General features: G+C 65.5%; 14 protein-coding genes. 7 read left to right on the top strand and 7 right to left on the bottom strand.

Annotated elements, in window-relative coordinates:
• Positions 1 to 101: 101 nt before the first annotated feature.
• Positions 102 to 278, bottom strand: coding sequence for a hypothetical protein (locus tag AC6LKD_RS10920; RefSeq protein WP_013391188.1), 177 nt, complete (start codon positions 276 to 278; stop codon positions 102 to 104).
• A 423-nt stretch (positions 279 to 701) separates the two neighbouring features.
• On the opposite strand from AC6LKD_RS10920, the gene AC6LKD_RS10915 reads away from it, so the two are divergent.
• Positions 702 to 881 (top strand): hypothetical protein, encoded by a 180-nt coding sequence (locus tag AC6LKD_RS10915; RefSeq protein WP_013391189.1) that lies wholly within the window; start codon positions 702 to 704, stop codon positions 879 to 881.
• A 56-nt stretch (positions 882 to 937) separates the two neighbouring features.
• On the opposite strand, the gene AC6LKD_RS10910 is transcribed toward AC6LKD_RS10915, so the two are convergent.
• Together AC6LKD_RS10910 and AC6LKD_RS10905 are read right to left on the bottom strand one after the other, a co-directional pair.
• Positions 938 to 1696, bottom strand: a complete 759-nt coding sequence (locus tag AC6LKD_RS10910) for an alpha/beta hydrolase family protein (protein WP_041652119.1) — start codon at positions 1694 to 1696, stop codon at positions 938 to 940.
• Positions 1683 to 2816, bottom strand: coding sequence for a DUF3182 family protein (locus AC6LKD_RS10905; protein ID WP_498116197.1), 1134 nt, complete (start codon positions 2814 to 2816; stop codon positions 1683 to 1685). Before AC6LKD_RS10905 ends, AC6LKD_RS10910 begins: the two co-directional genes overlap by 14 nt.
• 193 nt (positions 2817 to 3009) lie before the next feature.
• On the opposite strand from AC6LKD_RS10905, the gene ku reads away from it, so the two are divergent.
• The 5 genes from ku (at position 3010) to AC6LKD_RS10880 (ending at position 8400) form a co-directional block, all read left to right on the top strand.
• Positions 3010 to 3933 carry a non-homologous end joining protein Ku gene (ku, locus tag AC6LKD_RS10900; protein ID WP_013391192.1) on the top strand — a complete coding sequence of 308 codons (924 nt, stop codon included), beginning with the start codon at positions 3010 to 3012 and terminating at the stop codon, positions 3931 to 3933.
• Between the two features lie 2 nt (positions 3934 to 3935).
• On the top strand, positions 3936 to 6464 hold the full coding sequence (gene ligD, locus AC6LKD_RS10895; protein WP_498116196.1) for a DNA ligase D: 2529 nt from the start codon (positions 3936 to 3938) through the stop codon (positions 6462 to 6464).
• A 176-nt stretch (positions 6465 to 6640) separates the two neighbouring features.
• Positions 6641 to 7120, top strand: coding sequence for a carboxymuconolactone decarboxylase family protein (locus AC6LKD_RS10890; RefSeq protein ID WP_498116195.1), 480 nt, complete (start codon positions 6641 to 6643; stop codon positions 7118 to 7120).
• 9 nt (positions 7121 to 7129) lie between these two features.
• Entirely contained in the window at positions 7130 to 7885 is a 756-nt protein-coding gene (locus AC6LKD_RS10885; RefSeq protein ID WP_013391195.1) for an SDR family oxidoreductase, read from the top strand.
• A 20-nt stretch (positions 7886 to 7905) separates the two neighbouring features.
• On the top strand, positions 7906 to 8400 hold the full coding sequence (locus tag AC6LKD_RS10880; protein ID WP_492275906.1) for an Ohr family peroxiredoxin: 495 nt from the start codon (positions 7906 to 7908) through the stop codon (positions 8398 to 8400).
• A gap of 3 nt (positions 8401 to 8403) precedes the next feature.
• Here the strand turns inward: AC6LKD_RS10880 and AC6LKD_RS10875 are convergent, their stop codons facing one another.
• The 4 genes from AC6LKD_RS10875 to AC6LKD_RS10860 form a co-directional block, all read right to left on the bottom strand.
• The gene (locus AC6LKD_RS10875; protein WP_013391197.1) at positions 8404 to 9408 is read right to left on the bottom strand and encodes a LysR family transcriptional regulator; all 1005 of its coding nucleotides are present in this window, start codon (positions 9406 to 9408) and stop codon (positions 8404 to 8406) included.
• A 142-nt stretch (positions 9409 to 9550) separates the two neighbouring features.
• Complete coding sequence (locus AC6LKD_RS10870) at positions 9551 to 9985, bottom strand: cupin domain-containing protein (protein WP_498116194.1); 435 nt, start codon at positions 9983 to 9985, stop codon at positions 9551 to 9553.
• A gap of 118 nt (positions 9986 to 10103) precedes the next feature.
• Positions 10104 to 10982 carry an RNA polymerase sigma-70 factor gene (locus AC6LKD_RS10865; protein WP_492275908.1) on the bottom strand — a complete coding sequence of 293 codons (879 nt, stop codon included), beginning with the start codon at positions 10980 to 10982 and terminating at the stop codon, positions 10104 to 10106.
• Positions 10983 to 11127: 145 nt separating this feature from the next.
• Positions 11128 to 12129 carry a bestrophin family protein gene (locus AC6LKD_RS10860; protein WP_013391200.1) on the bottom strand — a complete coding sequence of 334 codons (1002 nt, stop codon included), beginning with the start codon at positions 12127 to 12129 and terminating at the stop codon, positions 11128 to 11130.
• Positions 12130 to 12495: 366 nt separating this feature from the next.
• Between AC6LKD_RS10860 and AC6LKD_RS10855 the strand changes: the two genes are divergently transcribed.
• The gene (locus tag AC6LKD_RS10855) at positions 12496 to 13329 is read left to right on the top strand and encodes an alpha/beta fold hydrolase (RefSeq protein ID WP_492275910.1); all 834 of its coding nucleotides are present in this window, start codon (positions 12496 to 12498) and stop codon (positions 13327 to 13329) included.
• The last annotated feature ends 7 nt before the right edge of the window (positions 13330 to 13336 follow it).

Genomic DNA, 13336 nt, shown 5'->3' with positions numbered 1-13336 from the left:
GGCCGGCATGGCGGAAAAAAAGCCGCGGCGAACGCGCCGCCGCGCTATGAAATCGGATGCCAGTTGGGGCATCCGTCCGATGTGGCCCGGATCCTTACTGACTACTTCGGCATGTAAAGCGTCTTGCCGGCGGGCCAGCCGCTTTTCTGGGGGGCAAAGGTGATATTGGTACGGTTCGGTCCCCAGCCGCCGCTGACCGCCCGGGTTTCCTCGGCGCTCAAGGGTCTGACCTGTTGTTCCGCGTCGCGCCGCTGATCGGGCTGTTCAGTTTTTTCCATCTTTATCTCCTGCTGCATGCTGACGAATGAAGCCGCGCCAGCGTCGGCCGAGCATCACCCGGAACCAGGTTCTCGCCGCGATGCGCTGCAGACGGGAAGCCCGGCTCCCAAACTGGCAATGCTCGGGGCGGACAGTAGCAGCGCACCGGTGCAGGCGCATCGGTCTTTAGTCGTAGGGATGGAAATTCCGCGTGGCTTCCGGATTGCCGTCGTGCCGGCTGCAAGGGGAGCGAATGCGCGTGCGGACCTACGACCAAAGACCGATTCGCCGCCGCCCGCCTCCTGCTACTTTCCGCATCGAGTCTTTCAATGGGTGGGGCGCCGACGCTCCTGTCCGCAGGGACGTGGACCAGTGTCGTCCCCCCTTGATACTCGGCCGACGCTGGCGCGGCTTACTTCGTCAGCACGAAGCGGGAGACGGACATGAAGAAAACGGAGCAAGCAGGGCAACAGGGTACGGTCGATCAACGGATCCGGCCCTTGAACGCCAAGGAAACCCACCAGGTCAGCGGGGGAGCCCTCGGGAAAAAGCCGGGCATTATTGGCCGGCCAGCGGCGCTCGGCAGTTCCAAGTCTGTGACCAAGGCGAATCGCTATCAGTGAGCGCAGTGAGCGGACGGCATGGCTGCCCGCCGTGCCGTCCTGTTTGGCGCCCGTCATCAGATGCTTGTGCGCCCCTCTCCCATGCGGGCGCCGGTCACCATCTCCGTCACCCAGTTGACCAGGATGGAGGTGTACGCACGTTGCGCGGGTTTTTCCGTCAACGCATGGTCGGCGCCGTCGATGATCCGGTGGGTCAAGGAGTGAGATCGGCGGAAGGCGGAGCGGTAGCTCATGATGGTGGAGTGGGGGATGTAGATATCGTTCTCCGCCTCCACCAGCAGCACGTCGCCGGAAAACTCGGTGCAGGCCTTCAAGGCGCGGTTTTCCTCCGGCGGCACGTAGGCGCTGCGGTAGGCGCGCAGCGTGTCGCGATTGAGCTGGTTCTTGGGCACCAACCATTCGTCATCGCGGTACAACGCGGGCACATGCAGCGCCAGCCAACGCACGCGGCGCAGGGTGCAGAGCAGGGCGGCCAGGTAGCCGCCATAGCTGCTGCCCACCACCGCGATCGAGCCGGAATCCAGCGACGGATGGAGCGACAGCCTGTCATAGGCTGCCACCACGTCGCGCAGATTGTTTTCGCGGGTCACCTGGAGTTGCTGGGCACGCGTACCGCCATGGCCGCGCAGATCGAAGGTGAGGCAGACGCAGCCCAGTGCGGCGATGCCTTTGGCGCGCGACAGGTCGAATTCCTGGCTGCCACCCCAGCCGTGGATGAACAGCACGCCGGGCACCTTGTCTTCTGGAGTGAGAAAGGTCGCCTCCAGCTTAACGTCATCAACCTCCAGAGCCGTCGGGGTGCTATGCGCCGCCATCTTCCGTCTCCACGATGCCTCCCGATTTGCTGATCTGGCCGATGGCGCTGTCTACGCCATGGAACACCAGCCGTTGCGCGATGGGCAGGGGTTCACCCGCGCCATAACGTTCGCGCGTTTCGGCGCGCACCTCCATCAACGCGGGCGAGAGCGCGAATGCCTGCATGGCCGCAAGCTCGGCCAGGCTGGCGCCGCCGGCGCGCCAGGATTGTTCCAGCACGCCGGCGCGCGCGGCGCCATCCGCAGTGCGTCCGATCGCCACGTCGTAATTGCGCCGCGACGCGATCAATTCCGGATAGGCCGCCCAGATCGCCGCGTCATATCGGCAGGCCAGGTCGATGGCGCGGCGCTCGTCGTCGCCGAGGTCCAGCGCGCGCAGAGCGTCGAAGCCGCCGCGCGCCACGCGCAATTCGGATCCGCCGTAGACCGGGCGGCCTTGGTTGTCGTCGGTCAGCGATTGCGTGCCGACGTAGGCGATTTCGATCTCGCCGACTTTGGCCCAGCCCACGCTGTAGGTGTCGACCTCTTCGAGATCTTCCTCAAGCACCAGGCCCAACCGTTCCATCACCCGCGGGGATTGTTCCGCCAGGGCTGCCCGCAGTGCGTCCAGGTCCCTGGCCACCACCTGTCCGCGCCCGGCCGTGGCGTCCACGGGCTTCACGCGTATCGGGCCGCGCTCGAGCAGGCGCTGGCCTGCCGCCAGGGCGTCTTCGGGGCAAAAGGCGGTATAGCCTTCCAGCACCACGCCGCGCAGCGCGTCTGCCAGCGTGGCAGCCCAGCCGGCCGGGCGCCGGGCCTGTGGTCCGACCAGCCCGTGGCTGATGGATTTCGTCGCCACGAACGCATGCGGCGCTACGCCGCCATACAGGTCCGCTTCGCCGGTGATGCCCAGGATGGCGGCGCGCGCCATTCCAACCAGACTGCGATCGGGCACATAATAGGGCGTGGGTCCACCCCGTTGGCGGCTGGGCCGGTAGTCAGGCACATACCGCCTGCCCAGCAGCGCGGCCACGCGGGAAGCCTGGGCGTCCAGCGAAGCCACTTCGTGTTCGGAGGCATGGGCGCGCCGGGGGAAGGCAGCCACGATGCCCGCCGTGCGGGGATGGGTTGCGGATGTCATGGCAGGCAGTCCAGCAAGCGGCGTGCCTGCGCGGGAAGGGCGTTCCGGGGAAACGGCGGTGCCGTGCATGGGCGCGGACGTGGCCCCGGGCATGGAAATTGCTGCTTCGAGTGTCTCGCCGGAGTCCTGGTTGCCAAGCCAGCATCTGGACCAAACGGCGAGGCCGCGCGCACATCACCAGGGAGTAATGCTCATGGCCACGCGTACCATCTGGAAAGGCGCGATCTCCTTCGGCCTGGTCCACATCCCCGTGGGCCTGCATACCGCCACGACGGAATCGGGCGTGGATTTCGACTGGCTCGACCGCAGGTCCATGGACCCCGTCGGCTACAAGCGCATCAACAAGCGCACGGGCAAGGAAATCGAATCCAAGGACATCGTAAAAGGGGTCGAGTACGAGGACGGCCAGTACGTCATCATCTCGCCCGACGAGATAGCGGACGCCTATCCGCGCACCACCCAGACCATTGAAATCCAGCAATTCGTCGAGGCGGCCGAAGTCTCGTTCGTCTACCTGGAACGTCCCTACTATGTCGCCCCGATCAACAAGGGTCAAAAGGTCTACGCGCTGCTGCGCGACACGCTGGTCCAGAGCGGCAAGATCGGCATCGCCAAGGTCGTGATCCAGACCAAGCAGCATCTGGCGGCGCTGATCCCGATGGGGGACGCGCTGGTCCTGAATCTGATGCGTTGGGGGGATGACGTGAAGTCCGTGGAGGGCCTGGACCTGCCCAAGGCCGGCGCCAAGAGCATGTCGCCCAGCGCGTCCGAACTGAAGATGGCCAAGATGCTGGTGGAAGAGATGTCGGCCGAGTGGGACCCGGCGGACTACCAGGACGAATTCAAGGCGGCCATCATGGGGTTGGTGGAGCAGAAGGTAAAGGCGGGCAAGACGGAAACCGTGATCGAGCCGCAGGAGGAAACGCCGGCGTATGCGGATAACGTGATCGACCTGACCGAGCTGCTGCAACGCAGCCTGCGCGGCGGGACGTCCAAGGGGCGTGCCAAGGCCGAGGCCAAGCCCGCGAAGAAATCTGCGCCGCGCAGCGCCGCTGTGAAGAAGGCGCCCGCGAAGAAGGCCGCTAAGAGCGCCAGGCAGGCGAAAAAGGCGGCCTAGCAATGGCGGACAGTCTCAAGAAATACCGCGAGAAGCGCAATTTCGCCGTCACGCCCGAACCGCCCGAGGGCGGCGAGTCCGGCGACGCAGGCCTGGTGTTCGTGATTCAGAAGCACTGGGCCAGCCATCTGCACTATGACTTCCGCCTGGAGCTGGACGGTGCGATGAAGAGTTGGGCGGTGCCGAAAGGGCCGTCATTCGATCCCTCCGTCAAGCGCATGGCCGTGCAGGTAGAAGACCATCCCATCGCCTACAACCAGTTCGAAGGCACCATCCCCAAGGGGCAGTATGGGGCCGGCAAGGTGATCATCTGGGACGAGGGGCGCTGGACTCCAATAGGCGATCCCCGGAAGGGCTACAAGGCGGGCCATCTGAAATTCACGCTCGAGGGCGTGAAACTGCGCGGGCGCTGGGCGCTGATCCGCATGAAGGGCAAAGAAAGTGATCGACAGCCGCCCTGGTTGTTGATCAAGGAGAGCGACGAATACGCGCGGGAGGACCAGGACTTCAGCGTCGTGGATGAGATGCCGGACAGCGTGGTGCCGCTGAGGGCGAAGAAGAAGGCGGAGGCTGCGCGCAGCAAGCCGCAAGCTCGCGCTGCCAAGGCGGTTGAAGCTGTCGCGGCCTTGCCCGGCAAGGCCGCTGTGCTGCCCGCGTCGCTCAAACCTCAACTGGCCACCCTGGTTGACGGTGTGCCGCGGGGCGCGGACGGCTGGTCCTATGAAATGAAGTTCGACGGCTACCGGATCCTGGCCAGGCTGGAGGACGGAAGCGTGAAGCTGTACACGCGCAACGGCCATGATTGGACGGCCAGGATGCCGCGCCTGGCCCAGGAACTGGCGGCATTGGAGATTGCCAATGCCTGGATCGACGGAGAGATCGTGGTGCTGACGCGCGAAGGCGTGCCCAGCTTTCAGGCCTTGCAGAACGCCTTCGACGCCGCGGGTACCGCGGATATCGTGTTCTACGCCTTTGACCTGCCCTATGTGGCGGGGCGCGATCTGCGCGACGAGCCGCTCAGCTTGCGCCGGGATCTGCTGCGGCAGGTGATTGCCAGGTGCAAGGGCAAGCATGTGAAGTTCAGCGAGGCCTTTGACAAGCCGCCAGCGGACCTGGTCGCCTCGGCCTGCAAGCTGGGCCTGGAAGGAATCATCGGCAAGCGCCTGTCCGCGCCCTATGTGTCGCGCCGCACGGACGACTGGATCAAGCTCAAGTGCACCCAGCGGCAGGAGTTCGTCATCGTGGGCTATACCGAACCCAAGGGCAGCCGGCAGGGCTTTGGCGCGCTGCTGCTGGCGGTGCATGAGCCTGATCGAGCACTGCGCTACGCCGGCAACGTAGGCACTGGTTTCGACGACAGGACGCTGCTCGACCTGCACCGCAAACTGGCCGGCATCGAGCAGAAAACCAGCGCCCTGACCGAAGGCAAGCCGCGCGCCCTCAAACAGGTCCATTGGGTCCAGCCCATCTTGATCGGAGAGGTCTCTTTCGGGGAGTGGACCGGCGACGGCCATGTACGCCATTCGACTTTCCGAGGGCTACGTACCGACAAACCACCGAAGAAGATCACTCGCGAGGTCGCCATGCCAGCCGAAAAGCTCTCCGCGCGCAATAGCCCGGCCAAGGCCAAGGAAGGGGCGGCCGCAAAGCCTCCGAAGGGGATGAAGCTATCGAATCCCGACCGCGTGATCGATCCGTCCTCCGGGGCGACCAAGCTCGACCTGGCCCGCTACTACGGACTGGTGGCGCCTCTGATGATGGAGCACCTGCGCGGCCGGCCGGTTTCCTTTGTCCGGGCGCCCGCGGGGATCCAGGGCGAGCATTTCTTCCAGCGGCATTCGGAATCTCCTATCCCGGGGGTGACCGCGCTGCCCGAACGTCTCTATCCGGGGCATCCCTCCCTGATGGAAATTTCGAACGTAGCGGCGATACTCGCGGCTGCCCAGCTGAACGTGGTGGAGTTCCACACCTGGAACGCGCTCAAGACCTCGATCGGCAAGCCGGATCGGATGCTGTTCGACCTGGACCCCGGGGAAGGGGTGGATTGGCCCGCGGTCCAGCAGGGCGCGGAGCTGGTGCGCGTGCTGCTGCAGGAACTCGGCCTGCGCGGCTGGCTGAAGACCAGCGGCGGCAAGGGCCTGCATGTGGTCGTTCCCATCCGCAAGCAATACGGCTGGGACGCCGTGAAGGACTTTTCCGAAGCCATGGTGCGCCATCTGGCGCAAACCCTGCCAAAGCTGTTCGTCGCCAAAAGCGGCCCCAAGAACCGCGTGGGCAAGATATTCGCCGACTATTTGCGCAACGGCTTCGGCGCTACGACGGTGGCGGCCTGGTCGGCGCGCGCCCGGCCCGGCCTGGGCGTGTCCGTTCCCGTGCGCTGGGATGAGCTGGACGGGTTGAAAGGGTCGGCGCATTGGACCATCGCCAATATCCACACCCGCCTGGACGCGGGCAACGAGCCTTGGGACGACTACGCGCCCCAGGCGATCGGCCGGGCCATGAAGCAGCTCGGGGTCGAGCCGCGATCTTGAACTGAAGGACGGCAGCCCGCCGCTACAGACCATTGTTGCCATCGAGGCAACATCATGGTCCCCTTTGCAGGTCTTCTGCCGCTCTCCACGCGGCCCTACGATTTGGGCGTAGTTCAGGCACGTACCGCACCCGGTCCAACACAGCCTGCACCTGTCAACCAATCGAAGGAGTCACCATGAGTCAACGTCTGAACGCCTACGGGCAATCGCCCGAACTGTTCAAGAAATTCGTCGAGTTCGGCATGCTCTTGAAGTCCGGCGCGATCGAGCAGCCGATCCTGCGCCTGGTCGAAATCCGCGCCTCGCAGATCAATGGCTGCGGCTTCTGCCTGGACATGCACGTGAAGGACGCCAAGATCCACGGCGAGCAAGAACTGCGCCTGCACCATGTGGCGATCTGGCGCGAATCCGGCGAGTTTTCGCCGCGCGAGCGCGCCTGCCTGGCCTGGACCGAGGCGCTGACCACGCTGGGCGCGCAGGGCGTGCCCGACGACATCTATGAACGCGTGCGCTCGCAATTGTCCGAAAAGGAAATCTCGGACCTCAGCTTCGCGGTCATGGCCATCAATGGCTGGAACCGTCTCAACGTGGGCTTCCGCACCGTGCCCGGTTCGGCCGACAAGGCATACGGCCTGGATCGCGCCAAGTTCAACTAAGGAACCATCATGAAAATCCTGGTTATCGGCGGCACGGGCCTGATCGGCTCCAAACTCGTCAAACTGCTCAATGAGCGCGGCCATGAGGCGATAGCCGCATCGCCCGCCACCGGCGTCAACACCATGACTGGCGAAGGCCTGGATGCGGCGCTGGCCGGCGTCGACACGGTGGTCGACGTCGCCAACTCGCCGTCGTTCGAGGACCGCGCCGTGCTGGAGTTCTTCCAGACCTCGGGGCGCAATCTGCTGGCGGCGGAGGCCCGCGCCGGCGTGCGTCACCACGTCGCGCTGTCGGTGGTCGGGACGCAGCGTCTGGCCGAAAGCGGCTACTTCCGCGGCAAGATCGCGCAGGAAGCACTGATCGTGGCGGGCGGCATCCCCTATACCATCGTGCATAGCACGCAGTTCTTCGAATTCCTGGGCGGCATCGTGCAGTCGGGGACGGAAGGCACGGAAGTGCGGCTGTCGCCGGCCTTCGTCCAGCCGATCGCTTCCGACGACGTGGCGCTGGCCATGGCCGATGCCACGCTGGCGCCGCCGGTGAACGGCATCGTGGAAATCGCCGGCCCCGAGCGGGTGCGCCTGGCCGACCTGGTGCAACGCTACATGGCCAAGATCGGCGACACGCGCAGCGTGCGGGCAGACGCCGGCGCGCGCTATTTCGGCGCCCTGCTCGAAGATGAAACTCTGGTGCCGGGAGCTGGCCCGCGCCTGGGCAAGATCGACTTCGAAACCTGGTTCAGCCGTTCGGGCGCAAGAAAGTAGCGGCGAACACAAGGACGTTCATGAGCAAACTGCGGCCTCCTCCCCAGAGCCTCCTGGAAAAGTACCGAGGCGGGGACTTCCATCCCCTGTACACCACCAGCGTGACGGTGCGGGGTGGGGAGGCCGCCCATGGGCGAGCCTCCGGCATGGCCATATCGGATGACGGCGAACTGATCGTGGAGCTGCGCTTGCCGGTCGAACTGGGCGGCACGGGCGGCGGCACCAATCCCGAGCAGCTGTTCGCCGCCGGCTATGCGGCATGCTTCCACGGCGCGCTCGCGATGCTGGCGGAACGCGCCGGGCTGGCCATCCCGGACGCTTCGGTCACGGCCACTATCTCGTTCGGCCGCGACCCCGTCGACGGCCTGTTTGCGTTGACCGCGGACGTCAACATCCACCTGCCGGGCGTGCCCACGCCTATCGCCGAAGAGCTGGTGCGCAATACGGAACGCCTGTGCCCATACTCCAAGATGGCCCAGGGCGGGATCCACAGCGTGGTCGCCCTGACTCAATAGCGTTCAGGCCTGCTTCAACAGCAAGCTGTCGATGATCTGCAGGTCCTGTGCGCGGATGCGTTCGGTCATGAAATCGATGAAGACGCGCATGCGCGCCGGCAGGTGCTGACGGCTGAGAAAGCACAGATAGTGGCCGCGGTCGTCGGGCGCGTATTGCGGCAGGCAGGCGACCAGCGTGCCGGCGCGCAGGTGTTCGCAGACCTGATAGCCCGCCATCTGCGCGATGCCATGGCCGTCCAGCACCGCCTGCAGGACGAGATCGGCATCGTTGAAGGTCAGCATGGCGGGCGGCGCGAACTTGCGCAGATGGCCGCCGACCTTGAATTCCCATTCGTATACGCGTCCCGATGCCAGCAGGAAATTCACGCAGCCGTGGCGCGAGAGTTCGTCGACGCTGAGAGGCAGTCCGTGCCTGGCTGCGTAATCGGGCGACGCGCATAGCATCATCTGCATGGGAATCACCTTCTTGGCGATTACCTGGCTGTCTTCCATGCGGCCGTTGCGGAAGGATACGTCGACACGGTCCGTGGTGAAGTCGGTCGGGCCGTCATCCAGCAGCAGTTCCACCGAGATGTTCGGGTTGGCCTTGCGGAAGTCATTCAGCAGGGGCGCCACGACCTTGCGGCCGAAGCCCACGGTGGAACAGACGCGCACCAGGCCGGAAGGCGGGCCCTCGCGCAGCTCGCGCATGTCGTCCAGGGCCTGGATGATCCGCTCCACGCCAGGATGGCATTGCTCGTAGAAGCGCTGGCCCTCGGGGGTCAGCGAGGTGCTGCGCGTGGTGCGCACGAAGAGCCGGGTGCCCAGCTGGTCCTCGAGCTTCTGCACGCTGCGGCTGACTGCCGAACGGCCTATGCCCAGCCGGTCGCCGGCCTTGGCGAAGTTGCCTTCGACGGCGACGGCCATGAAGGCCATGACGCCGGCGTAGCTGGTGGCGAAGCTGTCGGCCAGCGAGTCCGGTCCGTTGGCGGGAGGGGTAACCGAGGGGGCTGGGAGGGATGTGGGCATGGTGGCAGCGCCGCGGAGTTGGTTGATCCTACCCTCTAAGACGTTGCGCGGGACGTTTTTGTGACGCGGCCCGGAAAAAAATCTGGCCAGCCCCGGGCATGCTGTGTCCGGGACTGGCCAGGATGGAGCTTATGTCCGTCCCTTATTGAATGGGAATCAGGGCGGGGGCTCCCTTCTTCTTGATCAGCACGACCACGAACTTGGCCGGCTTGGTCTGGCTGGCGTTGCGGCCCACGGTGTGGATGTCGTCCGGCCCTTCGTAAAAGGTCTGGCCCGGGGTCAGCGTCACTTCCTTGTCGCCCTTGACCTGCATGACGATGCTGCCCTCGAGCACGTAGACGAAGGCCGAGGCGTCGTGGCGATGCAGGGGATCGGCCGCCCCGGGCGGATAGTCGACGACGAGCATCACCGCATCCCTGCCCGGGATGTCCGGCAGATCCTTGTTCATCACTTCGGTGACGATGGGGTCGGCCGGCTTGCCGGCAGGCGCCCCGTGGTGCGATGCGGCATGGGCGGGTTGGCCCAGCAGCGCGCCGGCGGCGATGAAAGACAACGTGAGTTTGGTGAGGTTCGACATGGCCTGTCCTGGTCGGAGTGGTGACAGGCCCATCGTAGAAGCGCGGGCGGCGCGGCGGTAGGCCCGCGCCAGGGATCACCATGTTGCCCGCCATGCACCAAAGCCGGCGCAACCGGTGTCAGCGTTGCGCCAGGGCGGCCGCGATGCGCGCGAGCTTGTCCGGGTTGCGCTGCACCAGTACCCGGGTCAGGCGCTTGCCGTCCGTTTCGTAGGACTGCACGGATTCCAGATTGCCGTCGATGAAACGCAGCAGCGTCCATTGCCCGTTCACCTGGACCACCTCGGTGCGCAGCGCGTCGCGGTAGCGGCGCTTGCCGGCGTAGAACAGCTGCGCCAGCCGCTTGCCGCCCACCAGGCTGGCGAAGGCGCTGACCTTGGCGCCGCCGTCGCCGATGAGCTCGGCGTCGTCGCTCAGCAGCGCGTGCAGGCCGTGGAAGTCGCTGCGTTGCATCGCGTCGGCGAAGGCTTGCAGCAGCCGCTGCAGCGTTGCGCGCGGCACGGCCTCGCGCGGGCTACCCTGGCGCAATTGCTGTTTGGCGCGCCGCACCAGTTGCCGGACCGCGGCCTGGGTCTTGTCCAGGGTCTGCGCGATGTCCTCGTAGTCGGCGTCGAACACCTCACGCATCAGGAAGGCCGCGCGGGCGTCCGGCGACAGGCGCTCCAGCATGAACAGAAACGCTACTGAAACATCGTCGGCAAGTTCGTGGATCTGTTCGGGCGTGGATGGCGCGGCCATCAGCATGGGTTCCGGCAGCCAAACGCCCACGTAGTTCTCCCGTTCGGCCTTGGCGGCGCGCAGACGGTCGATGGACAGACGGGTAGTGACGGTGACGAGCCAGGCCTCGGGGTTCTCAAGCGAGGAGCGGTCGGCGCCATGCCAGCGCAGCCACGCGTCCTGCACCACGTCTTCCGCTTCCGCGACCGAACCCAGCATGCGGTAGGCGATCGCGTACAGGCGAGGACGATGGCGGTCGAACAGGGTCACGGAGCCGGTCATGGGGTAGGCCAACGCCTGGGGAGGAAGGGGGGCGGGAGGCAGGCTATTTTGCCGCAGCAGTCCAGGCAGGACAAGCGTGAAAATCGCCGGGCGGGCAGCTCCTGGCGGGCAGCTCCGCGCAGTCGGCGGCAGCGGGCTGCGCCGCCTACAGCGCGATCATCGCGACGGGCAGCGCCGGCAGGTCGGCGTCGCCTGCCATCTGCGCCAGGTCGCGCTCTATCATCGCGCTCAGGCGGCTGATGGGCACATCGTTGGCGCTGCCTTCGAAGGGATTCTCCGTGCTTTCTCCGACCTGCTCAAGCGAGGTGTAGATCCACGAGATGATCACGCTGAACGGCACCGCCAGCCATGCCATCTGGCCTTGCATGATGCCGCCGGCATCCTGGCCGAGCAGGGCGAACTGGCCCGTCAGGCCAAACGGCAGCGCGACGCAGAAGGCGCGCACGAACAGGGTGTTGATGATGGCGTACTGGCGCGGATACGGAAAATTCTTGATGCGCTCTGCCTGCCCCTGGAGATCAAGCAGCTCGCGGATGCGGCTGTTGAGATCGGCGTATTCGGCTGCGGTGATGGCGCCTGCATCCAGCAAGCCGCGGGCAGCCCGGCCCTGCATGGCAAGCAGCTGCGCGGCCCTGTCATCGGCGTGCATCAAGACCGGGACGTCCTGCGCCGGCAGGTAGCGCGACAGTGCGGACTCCAAAGGCTCGGCGCGCTCCGGAATCACATACTGCTTGCGGTACTCGGCATTGGGGCGGCTGGCCACGGTCTCCCATACGCGCGGCTCGCGCAGTTGGTAGCGTAGCGCCGTCAACCAGGCCAGATGCCGTTGCACCAATGCCGCGCCGCGCTCGGCGTCGCCGGCATAGTTGCGGCTGATCACGCCCCAATAGCGGCTGGCGCTGACGATGCTCATCCAGATCTTCTGCGCTTCGACCGTACGCGCATAGGTCTGCACGTTCTTGAAGCCGACGACAAAGGTGGTGGCGGTGCCCAGCAGCGATACCACCGACAAGGGCAGCGTCAGCCATTTCAGGCCGGCCACCTGGTAGAGCAGCGCAGGCGCGAGGCTCAGCGCGAGCAACACGTAGATTTTTCTGCGGGTCCAGATCACGAACTCGCCCAGGCGATAGGATTTTCCCAGATGCATGATGTCGGTCCCCACGTCGGTGCGCGGCTGTGCGTCAGGGGTGGCGGCAGCGGCACGTCCAGCGATATATGGCTGGACACATCCTAAGAGCGCCGTGCATGACGCGGTAGAGCCATGCAAGGACGCATGGTGTTGCCGGCGCGACAACAATCGGGTTTTTGGTCGTCCGAAAGTGCAAGGTCCGCGTGCACGCAGCAGCGCAGCCGTGCTTCGCGGTCCCGCTGTCGACGCATCGATGCGCATTGGTGCTCGTGGCGCAACAGCGTGCTTCCCGCCACGAGCCTACCGCGCGCCCAACCCCACACCTACCATGCCTTCACCCACTTCCCGACGCAAAGCATCGCGCCACTCAACCGGAGCACGACCATGACCCGCAATACCTTCACCACCAACGACGGTACGCAGATCTACTTCAAGGACTGGGGCGACGGTCCCGTCGTCACGTTCTCTCACGGCTGGCCGCTGAACGCGGACGCCTGGGACGGGCAGATGCACTACTTGGCGAACAATGGCTTTCGCGTCATCGCGCACGACCGCCGCGGCCACGGACGTTCGTCGCAGCCGTCGTCCGGCAATGACATGAATGGCTACGCCGATGACCTGGCGCAACTGATCGAGGCGCTGGACCTGAAGCACATCACCATGGTGGGCCATTCCACCGGCGGCGGCGAAGTGGCGCGCTACATCGGCCGCCACGGCAGCAAGCGCGTGGCCCGCGCGGTGCTCATCGGCGCGGTGCCGCCAGTGATGCTGAAGTCCGCCGCCAATCCCGAAGGCTTGCCGCTCGAGGTCTTCGACGGCATTCGCGCCGGCGTGGCGGGCGACCGCTCGCAGTTCTACAAGGAGCTGGCCATCCCCTTCTATGGCGCCAACCGTCCCGACGCCAAGGTCTCGCAAGGCATGCTGGACCAGTTCTGGCTGTGGAGCATGCAAAGCGGCCAGAAGAACGCCTACGAATGCGTCAAGGCGTTTTCCGAGACCGACTTCACCGAGGACCTGAAGAAGATCGACGTGCCGACCCTGTTCATGCACGGCGAAGACGACCAGATCGTGCCAGTGCACGATGCGGCGAAGAAAGCCGCGCGCCTGGTGAAAAACGCCAAGGAAATCTATTACCCCGGCGCGCCGCACGGCCTCACCGCCACCATGCAGGACCGCATCAACGCCGACCTGCTCGCCTTCATTCGCGCTACCGCCTGAGCGACGC

It is taken from the genome of Achromobacter sp. D7-1 (genome assembly GCF_059760445.1).
Note: the sequence above shows the minus strand (reverse complement) of the source record. Positions and strands in the feature narration are given on the sequence as shown.

Bases quoted from the DNA above. Each gene is read 5' to 3' on its own strand.
- AC6LKD_RS10920 (WP_013391188.1), bottom strand. From the start codon at position 278: ATGGAAAAAACTGAACAGCCCGATCAGCGGCGCGACGCGGAACAACAG.
- AC6LKD_RS10915 (WP_013391189.1), top strand. From the start codon at position 702: ATGAAGAAAACGGAGCAAGCAGGGCAACAGGGTACGGTCGATCAACGG.
- AC6LKD_RS10910 (WP_041652119.1), bottom strand. From the start codon at position 1,696: ATGGCGGCGCATAGCACCCCGACGGCTCTGGAGGTTGATGACGTTAAG.
- AC6LKD_RS10905 (WP_498116197.1), bottom strand. From the start codon at position 2,816: ATGACATCCGCAACCCATCCCCGCACGGCGGGCATCGTGGCTGCCTTC.
- ku (WP_013391192.1), top strand. From the start codon at position 3,010: ATGGCCACGCGTACCATCTGGAAAGGCGCGATCTCCTTCGGCCTGGTC.
- ligD (WP_498116196.1), top strand. From the start codon at position 3,936: ATGGCGGACAGTCTCAAGAAATACCGCGAGAAGCGCAATTTCGCCGTC.
- AC6LKD_RS10890 (WP_498116195.1), top strand. From the start codon at position 6,641: ATGAGTCAACGTCTGAACGCCTACGGGCAATCGCCCGAACTGTTCAAG.
- AC6LKD_RS10885 (WP_013391195.1), top strand. From the start codon at position 7,130: ATGAAAATCCTGGTTATCGGCGGCACGGGCCTGATCGGCTCCAAACTC.
- AC6LKD_RS10880 (WP_492275906.1), top strand. From the start codon at position 7,906: ATGAGCAAACTGCGGCCTCCTCCCCAGAGCCTCCTGGAAAAGTACCGA.
- AC6LKD_RS10875 (WP_013391197.1), bottom strand. From the start codon at position 9,408: ATGCCCACATCCCTCCCAGCCCCCTCGGTTACCCCTCCCGCCAACGGA.
- AC6LKD_RS10870 (WP_498116194.1), bottom strand. From the start codon at position 9,985: ATGTCGAACCTCACCAAACTCACGTTGTCTTTCATCGCCGCCGGCGCG.
- AC6LKD_RS10865 (WP_492275908.1), bottom strand. From the start codon at position 10,982: ATGACCGGCTCCGTGACCCTGTTCGACCGCCATCGTCCTCGCCTGTAC.
- AC6LKD_RS10860 (WP_013391200.1), bottom strand. From the start codon at position 12,129: ATGCATCTGGGAAAATCCTATCGCCTGGGCGAGTTCGTGATCTGGACC.
- AC6LKD_RS10855 (WP_492275910.1), top strand. From the start codon at position 12,496: ATGACCCGCAATACCTTCACCACCAACGACGGTACGCAGATCTACTTC.